Here is a 16617-nt window from a genome sequence, read left to right on the forward strand (position 1 = left end):
CGCGCTGATTGCGCAAATGCCAATCGCGACACCACGCGTCAGTGACAAGCCCAAGCGCGGGGGCGTGATCGCATCCACAACCGCAGACCGTGCGACATCGCAGTTGTCGATATCACCATTGACCATGAGCTGATGCCTGGGCAAGGCTCGAGCACCAAGGACGCTTTGGAGCTGGCATGGCGCGACGTTTCCCCTGGCTCTGGATGGGCCTGCTGGTGGCCTGTGCATTGATTGCGGTGCTGGCGTGGCAGAACCGGCAGCTACGCGTGCAGCAACACTGGCTGCAGACGCGCATCAGCACGCCGTATGACGGCATGTACGTGCCGCGTATCGAAGCGACCGATGGCGATGGCCGGCGGCATCTGCTCGGTGCGCCGCATGGGCCGGCGCAGGTGCTGTTCTTTTTCACCACCACCTGCCCGTACTGCCAGCGCTCGGCGCCGACCGTGCTGCGGGCAGCGCGGCAGCTGCAGGCCAACCTGCCCGGCCGGCCGCAGCTGCTGGGCGTGTGCCACTGCGATGCCGCGCAGGCTGCGCGCTACGCACATGTGCACGGTTTCGATTTCCCGGTGGTCACGTTGACCGATCGTCGCGCGTTGATGCTGTTCCGCGCACGCAACGTGCCGCTGCTGATGGCCATCGATGGGGAGGGGCGCGTGCGTCATTCGCATCTTGGCGTTTTCGATACCACGGAGCGGGTGCAGGACCTCGTTGCCGCCTTGCGCCGCACGGACGCGCCAGCGGCTTTTGCAACGGTGAAGGAGTAATGCATGAAGAAGCGTTGGGTAAGCTTGCGTAGTGCGTTGATGGCAGCGACCTTTCTGGCCAGCACCGGCTTCGGTGCCTTCCAGGTGATGGCGGTCGATAACGCACAGCCGAAAGTCGAATCGTGTAGTGCATGGGCCTGCAAAGCCGAGTGTCCGGAATTCGGCGGCGACCTGGGCCAGGGCAACGTCTGCTACTGCTGCGGTTAACTGCAATCGATAGAGCGACCGCGTCGCTGCCAGATGGAGCAGGCCGGCGTACGGAATCGGCATGTACCGCGTATCCATGGCGATTCTTGACGCCGTCCGCATCCCGCTGACGCTGTGCGCAAGGCCTCGATGGTCGCAGTTACGCCTGACGGCGAGGTCCCCCCGGGCCTCGCCGTTTGACTGTCACGCTGGGTGGCGTGATGCGCGCTCAGCTCAGCGCGCGATAGCGGAAATCGCGCAATACCACCTCGCCTTGCTGCGCGGCATACACGCCAAGCTGCAGGTTGAGAAAACCGCCGAACACGTTGTGATGGAATCCGGAGACTTCCATGCGGGTGGGGTGGCGCGTCCATTGCCGGCCCTCATCGACCGAATACTCGAACCCTACGACCTGGTGATCGTTGGTCAGCCGCACGCGAATGCGCCGATGCGTGTTGGGTGCGCGCGCCCAGACCAGTTCTTCGGAATATTCGTAGGTCTTCATGCTGTCGGCAGTGAAGCCGATGCCGACGAAGGCCTTGTGGTTATAGAACAACACAATGCCGCCTTCGGCATTGCCGACCAGTTCCAGCGTCACCTCTGCCATGTAGGCGCGATCGGGCACGCCGCAGGTCAGTGGCGTGCTGTCGATCGGCGAGCTGCCCGCACAGGCCAGCGTCAGCGCCTTGTTCGCGCGCCGCACCCGCGCCTGTTCGCCGGGCTTGGGCGCATGCAGGCTCCATTGGGTGCCGAACCTGTCGCTGGAAAAATCGTCGGACAACGCCAACCCCGTCGCCGGCGCCATGCCGGCGGCAGGCACGCGTGCCGGTGTGCGTAATGGTTTGGACAGATCGCCGCCAGTGGCGCGAAACCAGCCGTCGGCCGTCCACTCGATCGGCTCCAGCAAGGTCTGCCGCCCCAGCGTGCGAAAGCCGTTTTCGTAGCCGTGATAGACCATCCACCAGTCGCCGCGCGGCCCTTCCACCAGCGTGGCATGCCCACGCGACCACCACGGCTCCTGGTCCGATTGGGTGCGCACCAGCGGGTTGCGCGGGCAGTGTTCCCACGGCCCATGCACCGAGCGCGAACGCGCGGCGATGACCATGTGCCCGGTCACCGGCCCGGCAGTGCCGCCAACGGCGGTGACCAGGTACAGCCACCCATCGTGCCAGGTCAGCTTGGGGCCCTCGGGCGCGAAATTCTCCACCACCCAGTGGTCTGGATAGCGCCACGGCGCGTAGGCCGGTTCCAGCTGTCCGTCGGTGGCCAGGCCGTCATCGCGCAGGCGTACCTTGCGGATGCCGTTGACGAACAGATAGCGCTTGCCGTCTTCGCCGACCACGTGACCGGGATCGATGCAGCCGGCGATCTTCAGGTCGATCGGTGCGCTCCACCGCCCGCGGATGTCGTCGGCCCAGATCACGAAGATCGACCAGCCGGTGTCGTCCGGATTGGCCGGGATGTAGATGTAGTAGCGACCGTTGTGCTTGCACAGGTCCAGCGCCCAGATCGTGCCCAGCCCCTGATGCAACGCCGGGCCGATCGGGGTCCAGTTGACCAGATCGGTGGAATGCCACAGCACGATGCCCGGGTAGGAAAAGAACGACGAAAACGTCATGTAGTAGTCGTCGCCATCCTTGAGGATGGTGGGGTCGGGGTGATCGCCGGCCACGATGGGGTTGAGATAGGTGCCGTTGCCCAGATCCGCCTTGCGCTGCCCCTCCACACCGCGCGCCCACGGCGGGGTGCCTGCGCACTGTGGCGTCGACGCCTGGGCCGCGGCCGCCAGCGGTGCGACCAGTGCGCCGGCAGCCAGTCCCTTGAACAAGTCCCGCCGTGTCGTGTCTGCCATGCGTCAGCTTCGTCGAAGAAGGCAGGTATCTAGCCGCACCGGCTTTCATGCCGCAACCGCAGGCCGGGCGTTATAGGAACTGGTCATGCCAGTTGCGAAATCCGACATAGCGCCGCCGGCCTCACGACGGTGTGCAGACCCGGGCACCGCAATGCTGCACTGCAGCGTGATCTGTTCATTGATGATTGCCATATTCATATGCGAACAGTCCGGCACCTGCCGGATGGTGGACGTTGCAATGCTCAGCTTCTGCTCGACGGATTCTTCAAGCCCCCGCACCTGCGCCCTGCTCGCGGAGCGGCGCGCATGAGCGGCGTGGCGCGGCAGCGTCTGGGCGGCACGGACGTGCAGCTTTCTGCACTGGGCTTCGGTGCCGCCCCGATCGGCAACCTGTACACGGAAGTGGACGAAGCAGACGCACTGGCAGCGGTCGCAGGCGCGTTCGAGGCCGGCATTCGCCATTTCGATACCGCGCCCTACTACGGCTACGGGCTGAGCGAAGCGCGTCTGGGTCGTGGCCTGGCCGGTGTGCCGCGCGCGGACTACACGCTGTCGACCAAGGTTGGCCGTTGCGTCTACGACGACGCCCACGCCGTTGCCGGGCGCGACGGTTTTGCGGTGGCCGGGCGGCGTGCCGAGTTCGACTACAGCGCCGACGGCGTACGCCGGGCGTTCGACTCCAGCCTGCAGCGCCTGGGCACCGACTACATCGACGTGCTGCTGCTGCACGACATCGGCGCGCTGACCCACGGCGACAACCACGCCAACGTGCTGCGCCAGGCCTTGGAGGAGGCCTTGCCGGCGATGGCGGAGCTCAAGGCGGCCGGTGCCTGCGGGGCGATCGGGCTGGGCGTCAACGAGCAGGACGTGGCACTGGAGGTGTTGCCGCGTTTTCCGCTCGATTGCGTGATGCTGGCCGGCCGCTACACCCTGCTGGAACAGCACGGCGCGCGCGCGTTGCTGCAGCAGGCGCAGCAACGCGATGTGGCGATCCTGTCGGCCGGCCCGTACAGCTCCGGCCTGCTCAGCGACGCACGCGGCCCCGGCGCCACCTACAACTACGCCCCGGTCGATACCGCCACGCTGCAGCATGCGCAGCGGCTGTACGCGGCCTGTGCGGCGTTCGGGGTGGATATCGGCGCGGCCGCCTTGCAGTTCCCGCTGGCGCACCCGGCGGTGACCACGGTGGTGGCCGGCATGCGCACCGTGGCCGAAGTGCGATCGGCTGCCACGCGGCTTGCGGCTCCGGTGCCATCGGCACTGTGGCAACGCCTGCGCGATGAGGGCCTGCTCGCAGCAGAGTTGCCCACGCCATGAGCCGGGTCGACGCGCACCTGCATTTCTGGCACCTGGCCCGTGGCGATTACCACTGGCTGACGCCCGAGCTGGCACCGCTGTACCGCGACTTCGGCCCGGGTGACGTCAACGCTGCGCTGGACGCGGCCAATGTCGGTCAGGTGGTGGTGGTGCAGGCGGCCGCCACCGAAGCCGAGACCTGTTACCTGTTCGAGCTGGCCCGCGACGATGCGCGCATTGCCGGCGTGGTGGGTTGGGTGGACTTCGCTGCGCCCGATGCCGCTGCACGCATCGGCGCACTGGTGCATGCCGGCGGCGGCGTACTCAAGGGCCTGCGCCCGATGGTGCAGGACATCACCGACGTGCACTGGCTGGCCAGTCCCGCCCTGGATGCCGCCTTCGATGCACTGCTGGCGCACGATCTGGCCTTCGATGCGCTGATTCGTGCCGTGCACGTGCCGGCACTGCAGGCGCGCTTGAAGCGCCATCCGGGCTTGCGCGTGGTGGTCGATCACGGCGGCAAGCCGCAGATTGCGGCCGGCGAGTTCGTTGCCTGGGCCGCCGGCATGGCGGCCCTGGCGCAGCATCCCACTGTGCATTGCAAACTCTCCGGCCTGCTCACCGAAGCCGCGCGCGGCGCGGGCGTGGACGCGCTGGAGCCGTATGTGGCGCACCTGTTCGCCCGCTTCGGCGCGCAGCGGCTGCTATGGGGCAGCGACTGGCCGGTGCTGACCCTGCGCGCCGACTACGCGCACTGGTTCGCGCTCGCCCAGCAACTCGTCACCCGGCATGCCGCCGAGCACGCGGCAGCCATCTTCGGCGACAACGCACGCACGTTCTATCGTCTGCCACGGCCGGCGGCCCCCACCCACGGAACCTCATCGGTATGACTGTCTCGATCTCCACCACACCCAACACCCGCCTGCAGGGCAAGCGCTGCCTGATCACCGCCGCCGGCGCCGGCATCGGGCGCGAAAGCGCGCTGGCCTGTGCACGCGCCGGTGCACAGGTGATTGCCACCGACATCGACGCCGCGGCCTTGCAGGCGCTGGCCGCCGAATCCGATGCCATCACCACCCAGCTGCTCGACGTCACCGACGCCGCCGCGATCAGCGCATTGATCGCCGCACATGGCCCGTTCGACGTGCTGTTCAACTGCGCCGGCTTCGTGCATCAGGGCAGCATTCTCGACTGCGACGAGCCGGCATGGCGCCGCTCGTTCTCGATCAATGTCGATGCGATGTACTACACCTGCAAGGCGGTATTGCCGGGCATGCTCGAACGCGGCCGCGGCAGCATCATCAACATGTCCTCGGTGGCTTCCAGCATCAAGGGCGTGCCGAACCGCTTCGTGTACGGCGTGACCAAGGCCGCGGTGATCGGCCTGAGCAAGGCGATCGCGGCCGACTACGTGGCGCAGGGCGTGCGTTGCAACGCGATCTGCCCGGGCACCATCAAGACGCCGTCGCTGGGCGAACGCGTCAAGGCCCTGGGCGGCGACGAACAGGCGGTGTGGAAGAGCTTCACCGACCGCCAACCGATGGGCCGCCTGGGCGACCCACGCGAGATTGCGCAGCTGGTGGTGTACCTGGCTTCGGACGAATCGTCGTTCACCACCGGCCAGACCCACATCATCGATGGCGGCTGGTCCAACTGAGCACGGCAACGACGCATGCGGCCGCCCGCCACACACGCAGGCGCAGCGATCGCGTGACGCGATCTGTCGCATGTGTCTGCGTCAGGATGCGCACACCGTCCTTACCCACCCGATGCATGCGCGCTAGGTTTGCTAGCCGCTCCCCTTCTCATCTGCAAAGGAAGACCGCATGAAACTCGTACGCATTGGCGCCGAAGGCCACGAACGCCCTGGCCTGATCGACAGCGAAGGCCGCATCCGCGACCTCAGCGGTTTGATCGACGACGTGGCCGGCGAGCACATCACCAACGCCGGCCTGGAAAAACTGCGCGCACTGGATGTGGCCACGCTGCCGTTGATCGAAGGTGAGGTGCGTTACGGCGCAGCGGTGGGCCGCATCGGCAAGTTCATCTGCGTCGGCTTGAACTATGCCGACCACGCCGCCGAATCGGGCATGGAAGTGCCCAAGATGCCGATTCTTTTCATGAAAGCCACCACGGCGGTGTGCGGCCCCAATGACACGGTGATCATCCCGCGCGGCTCGGTGAAGAGCGATTGGGAAGTGGAGCTGGGCGTGGTGATCGGCGACGTGGCGCGCGATGTATCGGTGGAGCAAGCGCTGAACCATGTGGCTGGCTACGCAGTGATCAACGACCTGTCCGAGCGCGAGTTCCAGCTCGAACATGGCGGCCAGTGGGTCAAGGGCAAGAGCGCGGACACCTTCGGCCCGATCGGCCCGTGGCTGGTCACCCGCGACGAAATCGCCGACCCGCAGAACCTGTCGATGTGGCTGGAGGTCAACGGCCACCGCTACCAGAACGGCAGCACGCGCACGATGGTGTTCGGCGTGGCCGAACTGGTCAGCCACATCAGCCGCTATATGACGCTGATGCCGGGCGATGTGATCAGCACCGGCACGCCGCCGGGCGTGGGCCTGGGCCAGAAGCCGCCGGTCTACCTCAAGCCCGGCGATGTGATGGAGCTGGAGATCGAAGGCCTGGGTCGTCAGCGCCAGCCGGTGGTGGCGCACCCGCGCGATGCGGCTTGAGGTTCTCTAGAAGGATTGAGGTAGCACTGCACTACATTGCGTACCACCCCTAAGAATTTTTCTTGCGCGAAAGCCGAAGGACTCACGCAACTCGAATCGCACGACAACGCAAAGCCCCTCTCCCATCGGGGCGCCAAGGCACAGCTTGCGCGCCATTGGCGCGCGTGCCTTGAAGCGCCCGCGTTGCTGGCGCGGGCCGGGGCGCGGAGCGGGGGTTGGGGTGAGGGTACGTAGCCACGGAGTCGCGCAATTCGATGTCATGCCGTCTGTTGTTTGGTCTGACATGTAGACGCTCATGCTGACGCATCACAAGCACGTTGCTCTTGCGGAGTTTGCCGCCGCGTTGCATTTCAAAAGCGGTGTAGCGCTTCGATGGCAATACACAGCTGGTTGTGCGATCGATTCATTGGGCTGCGTTGCAAAGGCATGAGTCACTGCAGCGCCTCAACATCCCTGGCGCTAAGCGTTCGTACCCTCACCCCAACCCCTCTCCCGGTGGGAGAGGGGCTAAAGCAATTCTCTGTTTCCGTTCTTGTCGGTCCGTTCTTCTTCCACCCTTCACCGCCCAGGATTTTCATGCGCACCATCATCGCCCTCGAAACCCATGACGTCCGCTTCCCCACCTCGCGCGAGCTCGATGGGTCGGACGCGATGAACCCGGATCCGGATTACTCGGCCGCCTATGTGGTGCTGCGCACCGATGCAGCCGATGACCTGGCCGGTTACGGCCTGGTGTTCACCATCGGCCGCGGCAACGACGTGCAGACCGCCGCGGTGGCGGCCCTGGCCGAGCATGTGATCGGCCTGTCGGTCGACGAGGTCATCGCCGATCTGGGCGCATTCGCGCGCCGGCTCACCAACGACTCGCAGCTGCGCTGGCTGGGCCCGGAAAAGGGCGTGATGCACATGGCCATCGGCGCGGTGATCAACGCCGCCTGGGACCTGGCCGCACGCGCGGCGAAAAAGCCGCTGTGGCGCTTCATCGCCGAACTCACGCCCGAGCAGTTGGTCGACACCATCGACTTCCGCTACCTCACCGACGCGCTCACCCGCGACGAAGCGCTGGCCATCCTGCGCGCTGCGCAGCCGCAGCGCGCGCAGCGCATCGCGCAGCTGATCGAGCAAGGCTACCCCGCCTACACCACCTCGCCAGGCTGGCTCGGCTACTCGGACGAGAAGCTGGTGCGGCTGGCCAAGGAAGCGGTGGCCGACGGCTTCCGCACCATCAAGCTCAAGGTTGGCGCCAACGTGCGCGACGACATTCGCCGCTGCCGCCTGGCGCGCGAAGCGATCGGCCCGGATATCGCCATGGCGGTCGATGCCAATCAGCGCTGGGACGTGGGCCCTGCGATCGACTGGATGCGCCAGCTGGCCGAATTCGACATTGCCTGGATCGAAGAACCCACCAGCCCGGACGACGTGCTCGGCCATGCCGCCATCCGCCAGGGCATCGCGCCGGTGCCGGTTTCCACGGGCGAACACACGCAGAACCGCGTGGTGTTCAAGCAACTGTTGCAGGCCGGCGCGGTGGACCTGATCCAGATCGATGCCGCGCGCGTGGGCGGGGTCAACGAGAATCTCGCCATCCTGCTGCTGGCCGCCAAGTTCAACGTGCGCGTGTTCCCGCATGCCGGCGGTGTCGGTCTTTGCGAGTTGGTGCAGCATCTGGCCATGGCCGATTTCGTGGCCATCACCGGCAAGATGGAAGACCGCGCCATCGAATTCGTCGACCACCTGCACCAACACTTCCTGGACCCGGTGCGCATTCGCCACGGCCGCTATCTGGCCCCGGAAGCGGCTGGTTTCTCCGCACAAATGCACGCCGCCTCGATCGCGGAGTTCAGCTATCCGGGTGGACGGTTCTGGGTGGAGGATCTGGCGGCCAGCGCGAAGACCTGAGCCCGCGTTCCCTCATCCGCCCTTCGGGCACCTTCTCCCGCGCGCGGGTGAAGGAAACGGTACGGGACCGCTCGGCAATTCGGATTGACACATCTCGGCCTGAACTTTCGGCCATGCAGAACAGCCAACGGCTGGCTGCCTAAACCTGCCACGCCTGGATCAACGCGGAGCATGCCCTTCTCCCGCCTGCGGGAGAAGGTGCCCGCAGGGCGGATGAGGGCGCTCTTAGCGCTGCGCGTGGATCGCCTCGCCCAGCGCGAAGATCCGCCCGGCCTGCCGCCATTTCTCGCCTGGGGCACTGCCGGGCAGCGGTTTCTGAAACCGCCACATCAACTGCTCCCACGCCTGGATGCGCGGGTCGGCGGCATCGCGCGCGGCTTTGGCGGCCGGGTCGTAGTCCTCGCTGACCTCCATCAGCATCACCAGCCGGTCGCCGCTGCGAAAGATCTCCAATTCCAGGATGCCGGCCTGCTGCAGCGAGACCACTACCTCCGGCCACACCTCGGTGGGCTGATGCCAGCGCTCGTACTCGGCGATCAGCGCTGCATCGTCGTGTAGATCCAGCACATAACAAAGACGCGGCATGCTCAGGCTCCTGCAACGACGGGCGCCGCGCGACGTGCGCGCAACGCGAACGACAAAATCACCGCAAAGCACGCACCCGGCACCACCATCGCCCAGTGGATGCCGGCCATATCCGACACCGCGCCCATCACCGCCGTAAGCAAGGCACCGCCGATGATGGACATCACCAGCATGGACGAGCCCAGCTTGCGGGCATCGTCGTGCATGCCGTCCAGGCCCAGCGCAAAAATGGTCGGGAACATCACCGACATGAACACGCTGGCCGCCACCAGCGCGTACAGCCCGGTCCAGCCGGGTAGCGCGATGGCCACCGCGCACAAGACCAGATTGATCACGGCAAAACTTGCCAACAGCTTCGCAGGCGCCAGGTAACGCAACAGCGCAGTGCCGATGAAGCGGCCGGCCATGAACAGCACCAGCGAGATGGTCAGATAGGTCGCAGCGGTTTTCTCCGGCGTGCCAGGCACTGCGTCCTGCAGATAGCGGATCAGATAACTCCAGATGCCGACCTGCGCGCCCACGTAAAAGAACTGCGCCACCACCGCAAACACGAACAAGCGGTTACGCAGCAGTTCGCCGAAGCGTGCGCGCCTGGGCGCAACGCCGGTGTCTGCCTCCGGCGCGCCGCTGGGAAAACGCACCAGCGCGATCAGGATCGCCCACAGCACCACCACCGCACCGATGATCAGGTAGGGCATCTGCACGGCCGCCGATTCGGTGGCGAAGAACGCCTCGCGCGCGGCCGGCGCCATCGCTGCCAGTTCGGCCGGGGTGTGCTCCACGCCGGAGAAGATGAAGTGCTGGCCGACCAGCACGCCGGTAATCGAGCCCAGCGGGTTGAACGCCTGCGCAAGGTTCAGGCGTCGCGCCGCGCCATCGGCCGGACCAAGGACGGTCACCAGCGGGTTGGCCGTGGTTTCCAGGAACGCCAGGCCGCTGGCGATCACGAACAGCGCCAGCAGGAACAGCCAGTAGGTGTGCACCTGCGCGGCCGGATAGAACAGGAACGCACCGCAGGCGTACAGCAGCAGGCCCAGCACCACCGCGGCCTTGTAGCTGTAGCGGCGCATGAACATCGCCGCCGGCATCGCAAACACGAAATAGCCCATGTAGAACGCGCTCTGCACCAGCCCGGCCTGCAGGTCGGTCAGCTCGAACGCCTTCTTGAACTGCTTGATCAGGATGTCGTTGAGGTTGTTGGCCATGCCCCACAAAAAGAACAGGCTGACGATCAACAACAGGGGAACCATGGCGGTACGCGCCAGGTTGCCGCGCGGCGACGCGGCAATGTCACTGTGATGCATGCGACCGTTCCCCTCCCAAGGCTGTGGCGCTTGCGTTGCAATCGGGCGAGCGTACTGCGCAGACCAGCGCCATGCAAATATAAAATCTTTGTTTATATTTGCACGAAGAGACCTCCACCGCCGCCGTGCCTGCGATGCCTGTACCCTGGCGCGCCGCACCTTGCCTGGACCCGCAAACGGATGAGCACCGAACCCGCCAAGTACCGCGCACCCGCCCTGGACAAGGGGCTGGACATCCTGGAATTGCTCGCCCGCCAGGCACAGCCGATGAGCATGGGCGCGATCTCGCAGGGTATCGGGCGCTCGCGCGGGGAGATCTTTCGCATGCTGCAGGTGCTGGAAGAGCGCGGCTACCTCACGCGCGATGGCGAAGGCGATTACGTGCTGACCAACCGGCTGTTCATGCTCGGCATGCAGCAGCCGCACGTGCAGAGCATCAGCGAGGCCGCGTTGCCGGTGATGCGGCGGCTGTCCGATGCGATCTCCCAGCCCTGCCACCTGGTGGCGCCGTCCGGCGACCAGATCGTGGTGATCGCGCAAATGGACGTGCCCAGCGACCTGGGCCTGGTGGTGCGCCCGGGGCATCGTCGCCCGTTGACGCACTCCAGCTCCGGGCTGGTGCTGTTCGCCTTCCAGCAGCCGGAGGTGCAGGCGCGCTGGCTGGACATGCTCGAAGCCAGCGACGTGCCATTCGAGCGCGCGCAGTTCCTGGCCGCCGCCGCGCAGGCGCGCCGCGATGGCTATGCCATGCAGCCCAGCGAGGCAGTGGTGGGCGTGATCGATCTGACTGCACCGATCCTGCAACGCGGCAGCGCCAGCTACACGCTCACGGTGCCCTTCATCGAACGGCGCCCTGCGTTGGTGAGCCCGCAAGCGGCGTTGCAGGCCCTGTGTGCGGCAACCGCCGAGATTTCCAGCGCGCTGCACTAGCCACTTGCACGTCCGGCGCACGCGCGCCGTCGCCTGCCATACGCGTTTCCAGGCGCCCGGCTCCTGCGCGATGCCGCATCGCCCCTGCTGCCACTGCGCCGCACGTCGATGCCTGCGGTGTATGAAATACACACTTGTTGGGCAGCTCGAAGAAGCGGGCAGGCCGCACGCATGGCGCCCGGATAGCCACGGCTATAAAGATCAGACCGACCTTCGCGTGCAGTGCAAACGCACCGAACGCGGCAATGCGTTGGTACACTGCGCGCCCCTTGGGGAGTAGCCTGCTTTCGTGCATCGAAAGCGCCTGCATCAACATACTCGGCCAGTGCGCCGTGGTGCAGGCAACCAGTTCGGTTTGGCGAGACCAGCGGCATGCGTGCACGACGACGGTTGGCGCGGGCGCATGTCGTTGTGACCGTGCCCAACCCGAGAGTGTCGATGTCTCCTTTTTCCATTGTGTTGATCGGTTTTGCGATGTCGACCGATGCGTTTGCCGCGGCGATCGGCAAGGGCGCGGCGATGCGCAAACCGCAGTGGCGCGATGCGCTACGCGCCGGCCTGATCTTCGGCTGCATCGAAGCCATCACTCCGGTGATCGGCTGGCTGCTGGGCCGTGCCGCATCCAGTTATGTGTCTGCCTACGATCACTGGATCGCCTTCGTGCTGCTGGGCGCATTGGGCACGCACATGATCGTTGCCGGCCTGCGCGACGGGCCGGATGATGCCGAAGACGCAGCCTCCGACACGCCAAAACGGCATGGCGTGCTGGGCTTGGCCACCACCGGCTTTGCCACCAGCATCGATGCGATGGCGGTCGGCGTCAGCCTAGCGTTTCTTGATGTGCATATCGGCGTGGTGGCGGTGGTGGTGGGCCTGTGCACCTTCAGCATGGTCACTGCCGGAGTGATGCTGGGCCGCGCGCTGGGCAATCTGATCGGCAAGCGCGCTGAAATGCTGGGTGGACTGATTCTGGTGATCGTCGGCAGCGTGATTCTCTACGAGCACCTGAGCGGCGCGGCGTAAGCACCTCTCCTCGTAGGAGCGTGCCTGCGCGCGACGGAGCGTTATCGGTAATGCCCAATCGCGCGCAGGCACGCTGCTACGCTGCAGTCGCACCTGTCAGCGTGTCTTTGCATCGTGGTAGGCGCTCAGGAACGCGCGTAACGAGGCCGGTTTCACCGGCTTGGTCAGCAGCCGGTAACCGCGTTCGCGCGCAAGCTGCTTGAGTTCGTCGCGGCCGTCGGCCGTGAGCAGGGCGCCGGCGATCGGCGCCGGTGCGGCGGCTTGCACGGCATCGAGCGTGTCCAGGCCATCCATGCGGTCGTGCAGGTGGTAATCCACCAGCATCAGGTCCGGCTGTTCGCGCGCACGTTCCAGTGCCTGGTCCACGGTGCTGGCGGTGATCACCTCCACCTGCCAGCGACCGAGCAGCGCGCGCATGCCATCGAGAATTTCGCGGTCGTTATCCACGCACAGCACGCGCAGGCCGGCCAGCGAATCGCCACTGGGCGATGCACGTGCGGCCGTCACCGGCAACAGCGGTGCCACCGGAACCGGCGCCACACGCGGCAACAGGATCGAGAACATGCTGCCTCGGCCGACCTGGCTACGCGCGCTCAGGTCGTGGTCGAGCAGGCGCGAGATGCGTTGGCAAATCGACAGACCCAAGCCCAGACCCTGCTCGCCCCAATCGAAGGGCTGCTGATAGCGGCGGAATTCTTCGAAGATCTGCCGCATGTGGTGCTCGGGAATGCCAGGGCCGGTGTCCCACACCTGCAGCTCCACCTGCTGCCCACGCCCGCGCATGCCCAGCACGATGCGGCCCTGGCGCGTGTAGCGCAGCGCATTGGCCAGGAAGTTCTGCATCACCCGGCGCAGCAGGCGGCGGTCGCTGCGCACCCAGATCGGGCGCACATGCACCTGTAGCTGAAGACCACGGCTGGCCGCCACCGGCGCGTATTGCGCGGCCAGCTCGTGCATCAGCGCGCTGGCGTCGAAATCCTCGACCGTGGGACGCAATCCACCGGCATCCAGGCGCGAGACGTCGAGCAAGCCGTCGAGCAATTCTTCGGCCGCACGCAGCGAGGCATCCACGCGTTCGGCCAGATGCCGCTGCTCTTCGTTGTGCTGAAGGCTCTCGCGCAAGGCCGAGGCGAACAGGCGCGCGGCGTTGAGCGGCTGCAACACGTCATGGCTGATGGCCGCCAGAAAGCGGGTCTTGGATTGTTGCGCCAGCTCGGCTTCGCGCGAACGATCGGCCACGCGTTGTTCCAGGTTTTCGTTGGCGTCCAGCAACGCGCGTTCGGCGCGCTTGTAGTCGGTGATGTCGTTGTAGCTGGTGACGTAGCCACCGCCCGGCAGCGCCTGGCCACGCATCTCGATCACCTTGCCGTCGCTGCGGGTGCGTTCGAACACATGCGGCGAGCCGGCGCGCATATGCCGGATACGCCGGTCGATCTGGTCTTCGATATCGCCCTCGCCCAGTTCGCCGCGCTCGGCGTTGTAGCGGATCAGATCGGCCACCGGCCGGCCCACATACAACATGCCATCGGGATAGCCGAACAACTGCTGATAACGCCGGTTCCAGGCGGTCAGGCGCATGTCCGGGTCGACCACGCTGACCGCGGCGCTGATGTTTTCCAGCGTGGTGGACAAGATCTCGCGATTGAAGCGCAGCTCCTGGCCGGCTTCGTCCAGCACTGCCACCACTTCGCCCAGTTCCATGCCCGAACCGCGCAACAGGCTGGTCAGCACCAGGCGCGCGGAGGCGGCGCCGATGGAGGCCGCGAGCAGGCGTTCGGTGAACTGTACCCAGGCGCGGTCGGCCACCACGGTGGGCTGCAGCTCGCGTTCCAGCAGCACCGCCTGGTCGACGAAAGCGCGATGCGCGTGCCGCTCGCCCACCACACGCTCGGCCAGCGCCTGCAGATCGGCCACGCGCACATGCCCCGGCCAGTCGCCGGCCACCGCCGGGCGCTGCGCGTACGGGTCCAGGAACGGCGCTGCACGCAACCGTTCGTCCACGCCGGGACGCCAGCGCGCAGAGACCAGCATCATCGCGCCCACGTTGATCAGCAGCGACCAGAACGTGCCATGCGCCAACGGGTCCCAGCCGCGCATGCCGAACAGCTGCTGCGGCTGCAGCCAGGCGATACCGAACGGCCCGTCCACCAGCCAGTCGGTCTGCAGCCAGCCGGCGCGCGTGGCCGCCGGCAGCAGCAGCGTGTAGATCCAGGTCATGAAGCCGAGCGCCATGCCGGTCTCCACGCCCTTGCGGCTGGCACCGCGCCAATACAGCCCGCCGATCACACCGGGCGCAAACTGCGCCACCGCGGCAAATGCCATCAGCCCGTACGCAGCCAGCGTGGTGTCGTTGGCCACGCTGCGGTGATACCCATAGGCAATGAGCGCCAGCAGCAAGATGGCAACACGTCGGATCCACAACACGCGCGAGGCCACCGCCGCGCGCGCATCGGCGCTGCCGCGGCGACGCAGCAGCACCGGCATCACCAGGTCGTTGCTGACCATGGTGGCCAGCGCGATGCTGGCCACGATCACCATGCCGGTGGCCGCCGAGAAACCGCCCACATACGCCACCAGCGCCAGCACCGTGTTGCCCTGGCTCAGTGGCAGGGCCAGCACCACCGCATCGTCGACCACCGCACTGCCCTTGCCGAACAATGCGATGCCTGCCGAAGCGATCGGCACCACCATCGCCGAGATGATCACCAGATAGGCGCCGAAGAACCAGCGCGCACGGCGGATATCGCCAACGTCGCTGCATTCGACCACCGCCACATGGAACTGGCGCGGCAGGCAGATCACGGCCAGAAAACTCAGCAGCGTCTGCGAAATGAAGCCCACCGACGGCGTGTGCTCGAACAGCGTGCGCGCCGAATCGGCGATATGCAGTTGGTGCTCGCTCAACCATAGCCACGCGAACAGCCCCACCGCCACGATGGCGACCAGCTTGATCACCGACTCCAGTGCGATCGCCAGCATCATGCCGCGGTGGTGTTCGGTGGCGTCGACCTGGCGGGTGCCGAACAAGGTGGCGAACAAGGCCATCAGCAATGCCACATACAACGCCGGGTCGGCGAAGATGCCGCGCCCGGCGCTGCTATGCCCGGTCAGCACTTCCAGGCTCATCGCCACCGCTTTGTATTGCAGCGCCAGGTACGGAACGATGCCGATCAGTGCAATCACCGCCACCAGCGCGGCCAGGCGGCGCGAACGGCCGTAGCGCGAGGAGATGAAATCGGCGATGGACACGGTATTTTCGGCGCGCGCGATCAGCGCAAGGCGCTCGATGATGCGCCAGCCGAACAGCAGCAACAGCAGCGGGCCCAGATAGATCGGCAGGTAGCCGATGCCATTGCGCACCGCCGAGCCGACCGCGCCGTAAAAGGTCCACGACGAGCAATACACCGCCAGCGCCAGGCTGTAGACCGCCGGCCGCAGCCACGGCCGCTCCGGATACAGCGGGCGGCGGTCGCCCCACCACGCCACCCCGAACAGCAGGGCTGCGTAACCCAGGGACACCAGCAGCAGGATCCAGCTCGAGACCAACATGTCCTCCGACGTGGCGCAGCGCCAGCGGTGGAGTTTACGCAGTCGCGCACATCGGCGTTGCAGGCGCGGCATCCGGGCCGGGCGGCTCTGCCGTGTGGGTGCATCGGCATGCGCGTTGCGTCCTGCCGGGCTGCGCAATGCCTTGGTGGCCTGCACTACCCCCGCCTTGCCGGGCATTGGCATCGCAGATTGCGCAAACATGCCCGCGCGGACTGGGGGCATATCTGCGGTTGGTGTGCGGCCACCGGCGCGGCGCCCGTGGCCATTCACACATGCCGGCACGGTTGAGCCACACCGCGACCATCGCCGCGCTCGGCGAAACCATGGCCGCGCAAGACGTGACCTGCGCAGGGCTGCGGAGCGTCTACCGAGCAGCCGGGCTTGCCGGCGGGCTTGATGTTAGCGCTAACACAACATACTGTCTGTCCACCTTGAATCGGACGATGTACCCAAAGCATTTCATTGCTCGATGGCGTCTTGCATGACAGCAATGCCAGGCACAACGTCATCGCTTGCGTCACTGCGTGAGTGCGATCGACTGT

At 66.2% G+C, this 16617-nt stretch carries 13 protein-coding genes, 1 pseudogene and 1 riboswitch; of the genes and pseudogenes, 10 read left to right on the plus strand and 4 right to left on the minus strand.

Annotation, left to right across the window (positions count from 1 at the left end; translation table 11 throughout):
* Positions 1–203 precede the first annotated feature (203 nt).
* Together AC1POX_RS20610 and AC1POX_RS20615 are read left to right on the plus strand one after the other, a co-directional pair.
* A complete protein-coding gene (locus AC1POX_RS20610) occupies positions 204–767 on the plus strand; it encodes a peroxiredoxin family protein (protein WP_008575992.1) in 564 nt (187 codons plus the stop codon).
* A gap of 3 nt (positions 768–770) precedes the next feature.
* Complete coding sequence (locus tag AC1POX_RS20615) at positions 771–974, plus strand: hypothetical protein (RefSeq protein ID WP_005922076.1); 204 nt, start codon at positions 771–773, stop codon at positions 972–974.
* A 208-nt stretch (positions 975–1182) separates the two neighbouring features.
* On the opposite strand, the gene AC1POX_RS20620 is transcribed toward AC1POX_RS20615, so the two are convergent.
* Positions 1183–2805 carry a family 43 glycosylhydrolase gene (locus AC1POX_RS20620; protein WP_057680789.1) on the minus strand — a complete coding sequence of 541 codons (1623 nt, stop codon included), beginning with the start codon at positions 2803–2805 and terminating at the stop codon, positions 1183–1185.
* A 72-nt stretch (positions 2806–2877) separates the two neighbouring features.
* On the opposite strand from AC1POX_RS20620, the pseudogene AC1POX_RS20625 reads away from it, so the two are divergent.
* The 6 genes and pseudogenes from AC1POX_RS20625 to AC1POX_RS20650 all read left to right on the plus strand — a co-directional run bounded on the left by AC1POX_RS20625 (position 2878) and on the right by AC1POX_RS20650 (position 8684).
* Positions 2878–3115 (plus strand): annotated as a pseudogene (locus tag AC1POX_RS20625) (hypothetical protein).
* A complete protein-coding gene (locus AC1POX_RS20630) occupies positions 3112–4122 on the plus strand; it encodes an aldo/keto reductase (RefSeq protein ID WP_011349045.1) in 1011 nt (336 codons plus the stop codon). The pseudogene AC1POX_RS20625 and the gene AC1POX_RS20630 overlap by 4 nt, the downstream one beginning before the upstream one ends.
* The gene (locus AC1POX_RS20635; RefSeq protein WP_008576002.1) at positions 4119–4991 is read left to right on the plus strand and encodes an amidohydrolase family protein; all 873 of its coding nucleotides are present in this window, start codon (positions 4119–4121) and stop codon (positions 4989–4991) included. The genes AC1POX_RS20630 and AC1POX_RS20635 overlap by 4 nt, the downstream gene beginning before the upstream one ends.
* Positions 4988–5758, plus strand: coding sequence for an SDR family oxidoreductase (locus AC1POX_RS20640; RefSeq protein WP_127165700.1), 771 nt, complete (start codon positions 4988–4990; stop codon positions 5756–5758). The genes AC1POX_RS20635 and AC1POX_RS20640 overlap by 4 nt, the downstream gene beginning before the upstream one ends.
* Before the next feature lie 169 nt (positions 5759–5927).
* Positions 5928–6785 carry a fumarylacetoacetate hydrolase family protein gene (locus tag AC1POX_RS20645; RefSeq protein WP_218489054.1) on the plus strand — a complete coding sequence of 286 codons (858 nt, stop codon included), beginning with the start codon at positions 5928–5930 and terminating at the stop codon, positions 6783–6785.
* Between the two features lie 576 nt (positions 6786–7361).
* Entirely contained in the window at positions 7362–8684 is a 1323-nt protein-coding gene (locus AC1POX_RS20650) for an L-fuconate dehydratase (protein WP_014091445.1), read from the plus strand.
* Positions 8685–8909: 225 nt separating this feature from the next.
* On the opposite strand, the gene AC1POX_RS20655 is transcribed toward AC1POX_RS20650, so the two are convergent.
* Positions 8910–9269, minus strand: coding sequence for an L-fucose mutarotase (locus AC1POX_RS20655; RefSeq protein WP_011349049.1), 360 nt, complete (start codon positions 9267–9269; stop codon positions 8910–8912).
* A 2-nt stretch (positions 9270–9271) separates the two neighbouring features.
* On the minus strand, positions 9272–10573 hold the full coding sequence (gene fucP / locus AC1POX_RS20660; protein ID WP_057680794.1) for an L-fucose:H+ symporter permease: 1302 nt from the start codon (positions 10571–10573) through the stop codon (positions 9272–9274).
* 180 nt (positions 10574–10753) lie between these two features.
* Between fucP and AC1POX_RS20665 the strand changes: the two genes are divergently transcribed.
* Entirely contained in the window at positions 10754–11503 is a 750-nt protein-coding gene (locus AC1POX_RS20665; protein ID WP_218490343.1) for an IclR family transcriptional regulator, read from the plus strand.
* 265 nt (positions 11504–11768) lie between these two features.
* Positions 11769–11929, plus strand: a riboswitch (yybP-ykoY riboswitch).
* Positions 11930–11941: 12 nt separating this feature from the next.
* On the plus strand, positions 11942–12526 hold the full coding sequence (locus AC1POX_RS20670) for a manganese efflux pump MntP (protein WP_008571731.1): 585 nt from the start codon (positions 11942–11944) through the stop codon (positions 12524–12526).
* A gap of 96 nt (positions 12527–12622) precedes the next feature.
* Here AC1POX_RS20670 and AC1POX_RS20675 read toward each other — a convergent pair whose 3' ends face one another.
* Complete coding sequence (locus AC1POX_RS20675; RefSeq protein WP_228729584.1) at positions 12623–16075, minus strand: hybrid sensor histidine kinase/response regulator; 3453 nt, start codon at positions 16073–16075, stop codon at positions 12623–12625.
* Between the last annotated feature and the right edge of the window lie 542 nt (positions 16076–16617).

The sequence above is a fragment of the Xanthomonas sp. NCPPB 3442 genome, from assembly GCF_056725145.1.

Excerpts from the sequence above, each read along its gene's own strand:
- AC1POX_RS20610 (WP_008575992.1), top strand. The coding sequence starts at position 204 with ATGGGCCTGCTGGTGGCCTGTGCATTGATTGCGGTGCTGGCGTGGCAG.
- AC1POX_RS20655 (WP_011349049.1), bottom strand. The coding sequence starts at position 9,269 with ATGCCGCGTCTTTGTTATGTGCTGGATCTACACGACGATGCAGCGCTG.
- AC1POX_RS20670 (WP_008571731.1), top strand. The coding sequence starts at position 11,942 with ATGTCTCCTTTTTCCATTGTGTTGATCGGTTTTGCGATGTCGACCGAT.
- AC1POX_RS20640 (WP_127165700.1), top strand. The coding sequence starts at position 4,988 with ATGACTGTCTCGATCTCCACCACACCCAACACCCGCCTGCAGGGCAAG.
- AC1POX_RS20665 (WP_218490343.1), top strand. The coding sequence starts at position 10,754 with ATGAGCACCGAACCCGCCAAGTACCGCGCACCCGCCCTGGACAAGGGG.
- fucP (WP_057680794.1), bottom strand. The coding sequence starts at position 10,573 with ATGCATCACAGTGACATTGCCGCGTCGCCGCGCGGCAACCTGGCGCGT.
- AC1POX_RS20620 (WP_057680789.1), bottom strand. The coding sequence starts at position 2,805 with ATGGCAGACACGACACGGCGGGACTTGTTCAAGGGACTGGCTGCCGGC.
- AC1POX_RS20630 (WP_011349045.1), top strand. The coding sequence starts at position 3,112 with ATGAGCGGCGTGGCGCGGCAGCGTCTGGGCGGCACGGACGTGCAGCTT.
- AC1POX_RS20615 (WP_005922076.1), top strand. The coding sequence starts at position 771 with ATGAAGAAGCGTTGGGTAAGCTTGCGTAGTGCGTTGATGGCAGCGACC.
- AC1POX_RS20645 (WP_218489054.1), top strand. The coding sequence starts at position 5,928 with ATGAAACTCGTACGCATTGGCGCCGAAGGCCACGAACGCCCTGGCCTG.
- AC1POX_RS20635 (WP_008576002.1), top strand. The coding sequence starts at position 4,119 with ATGAGCCGGGTCGACGCGCACCTGCATTTCTGGCACCTGGCCCGTGGC.
- AC1POX_RS20675 (WP_228729584.1), bottom strand. The coding sequence starts at position 16,075 with ATGTTGGTCTCGAGCTGGATCCTGCTGCTGGTGTCCCTGGGTTACGCA.
- AC1POX_RS20650 (WP_014091445.1), top strand. The coding sequence starts at position 7,362 with ATGCGCACCATCATCGCCCTCGAAACCCATGACGTCCGCTTCCCCACC.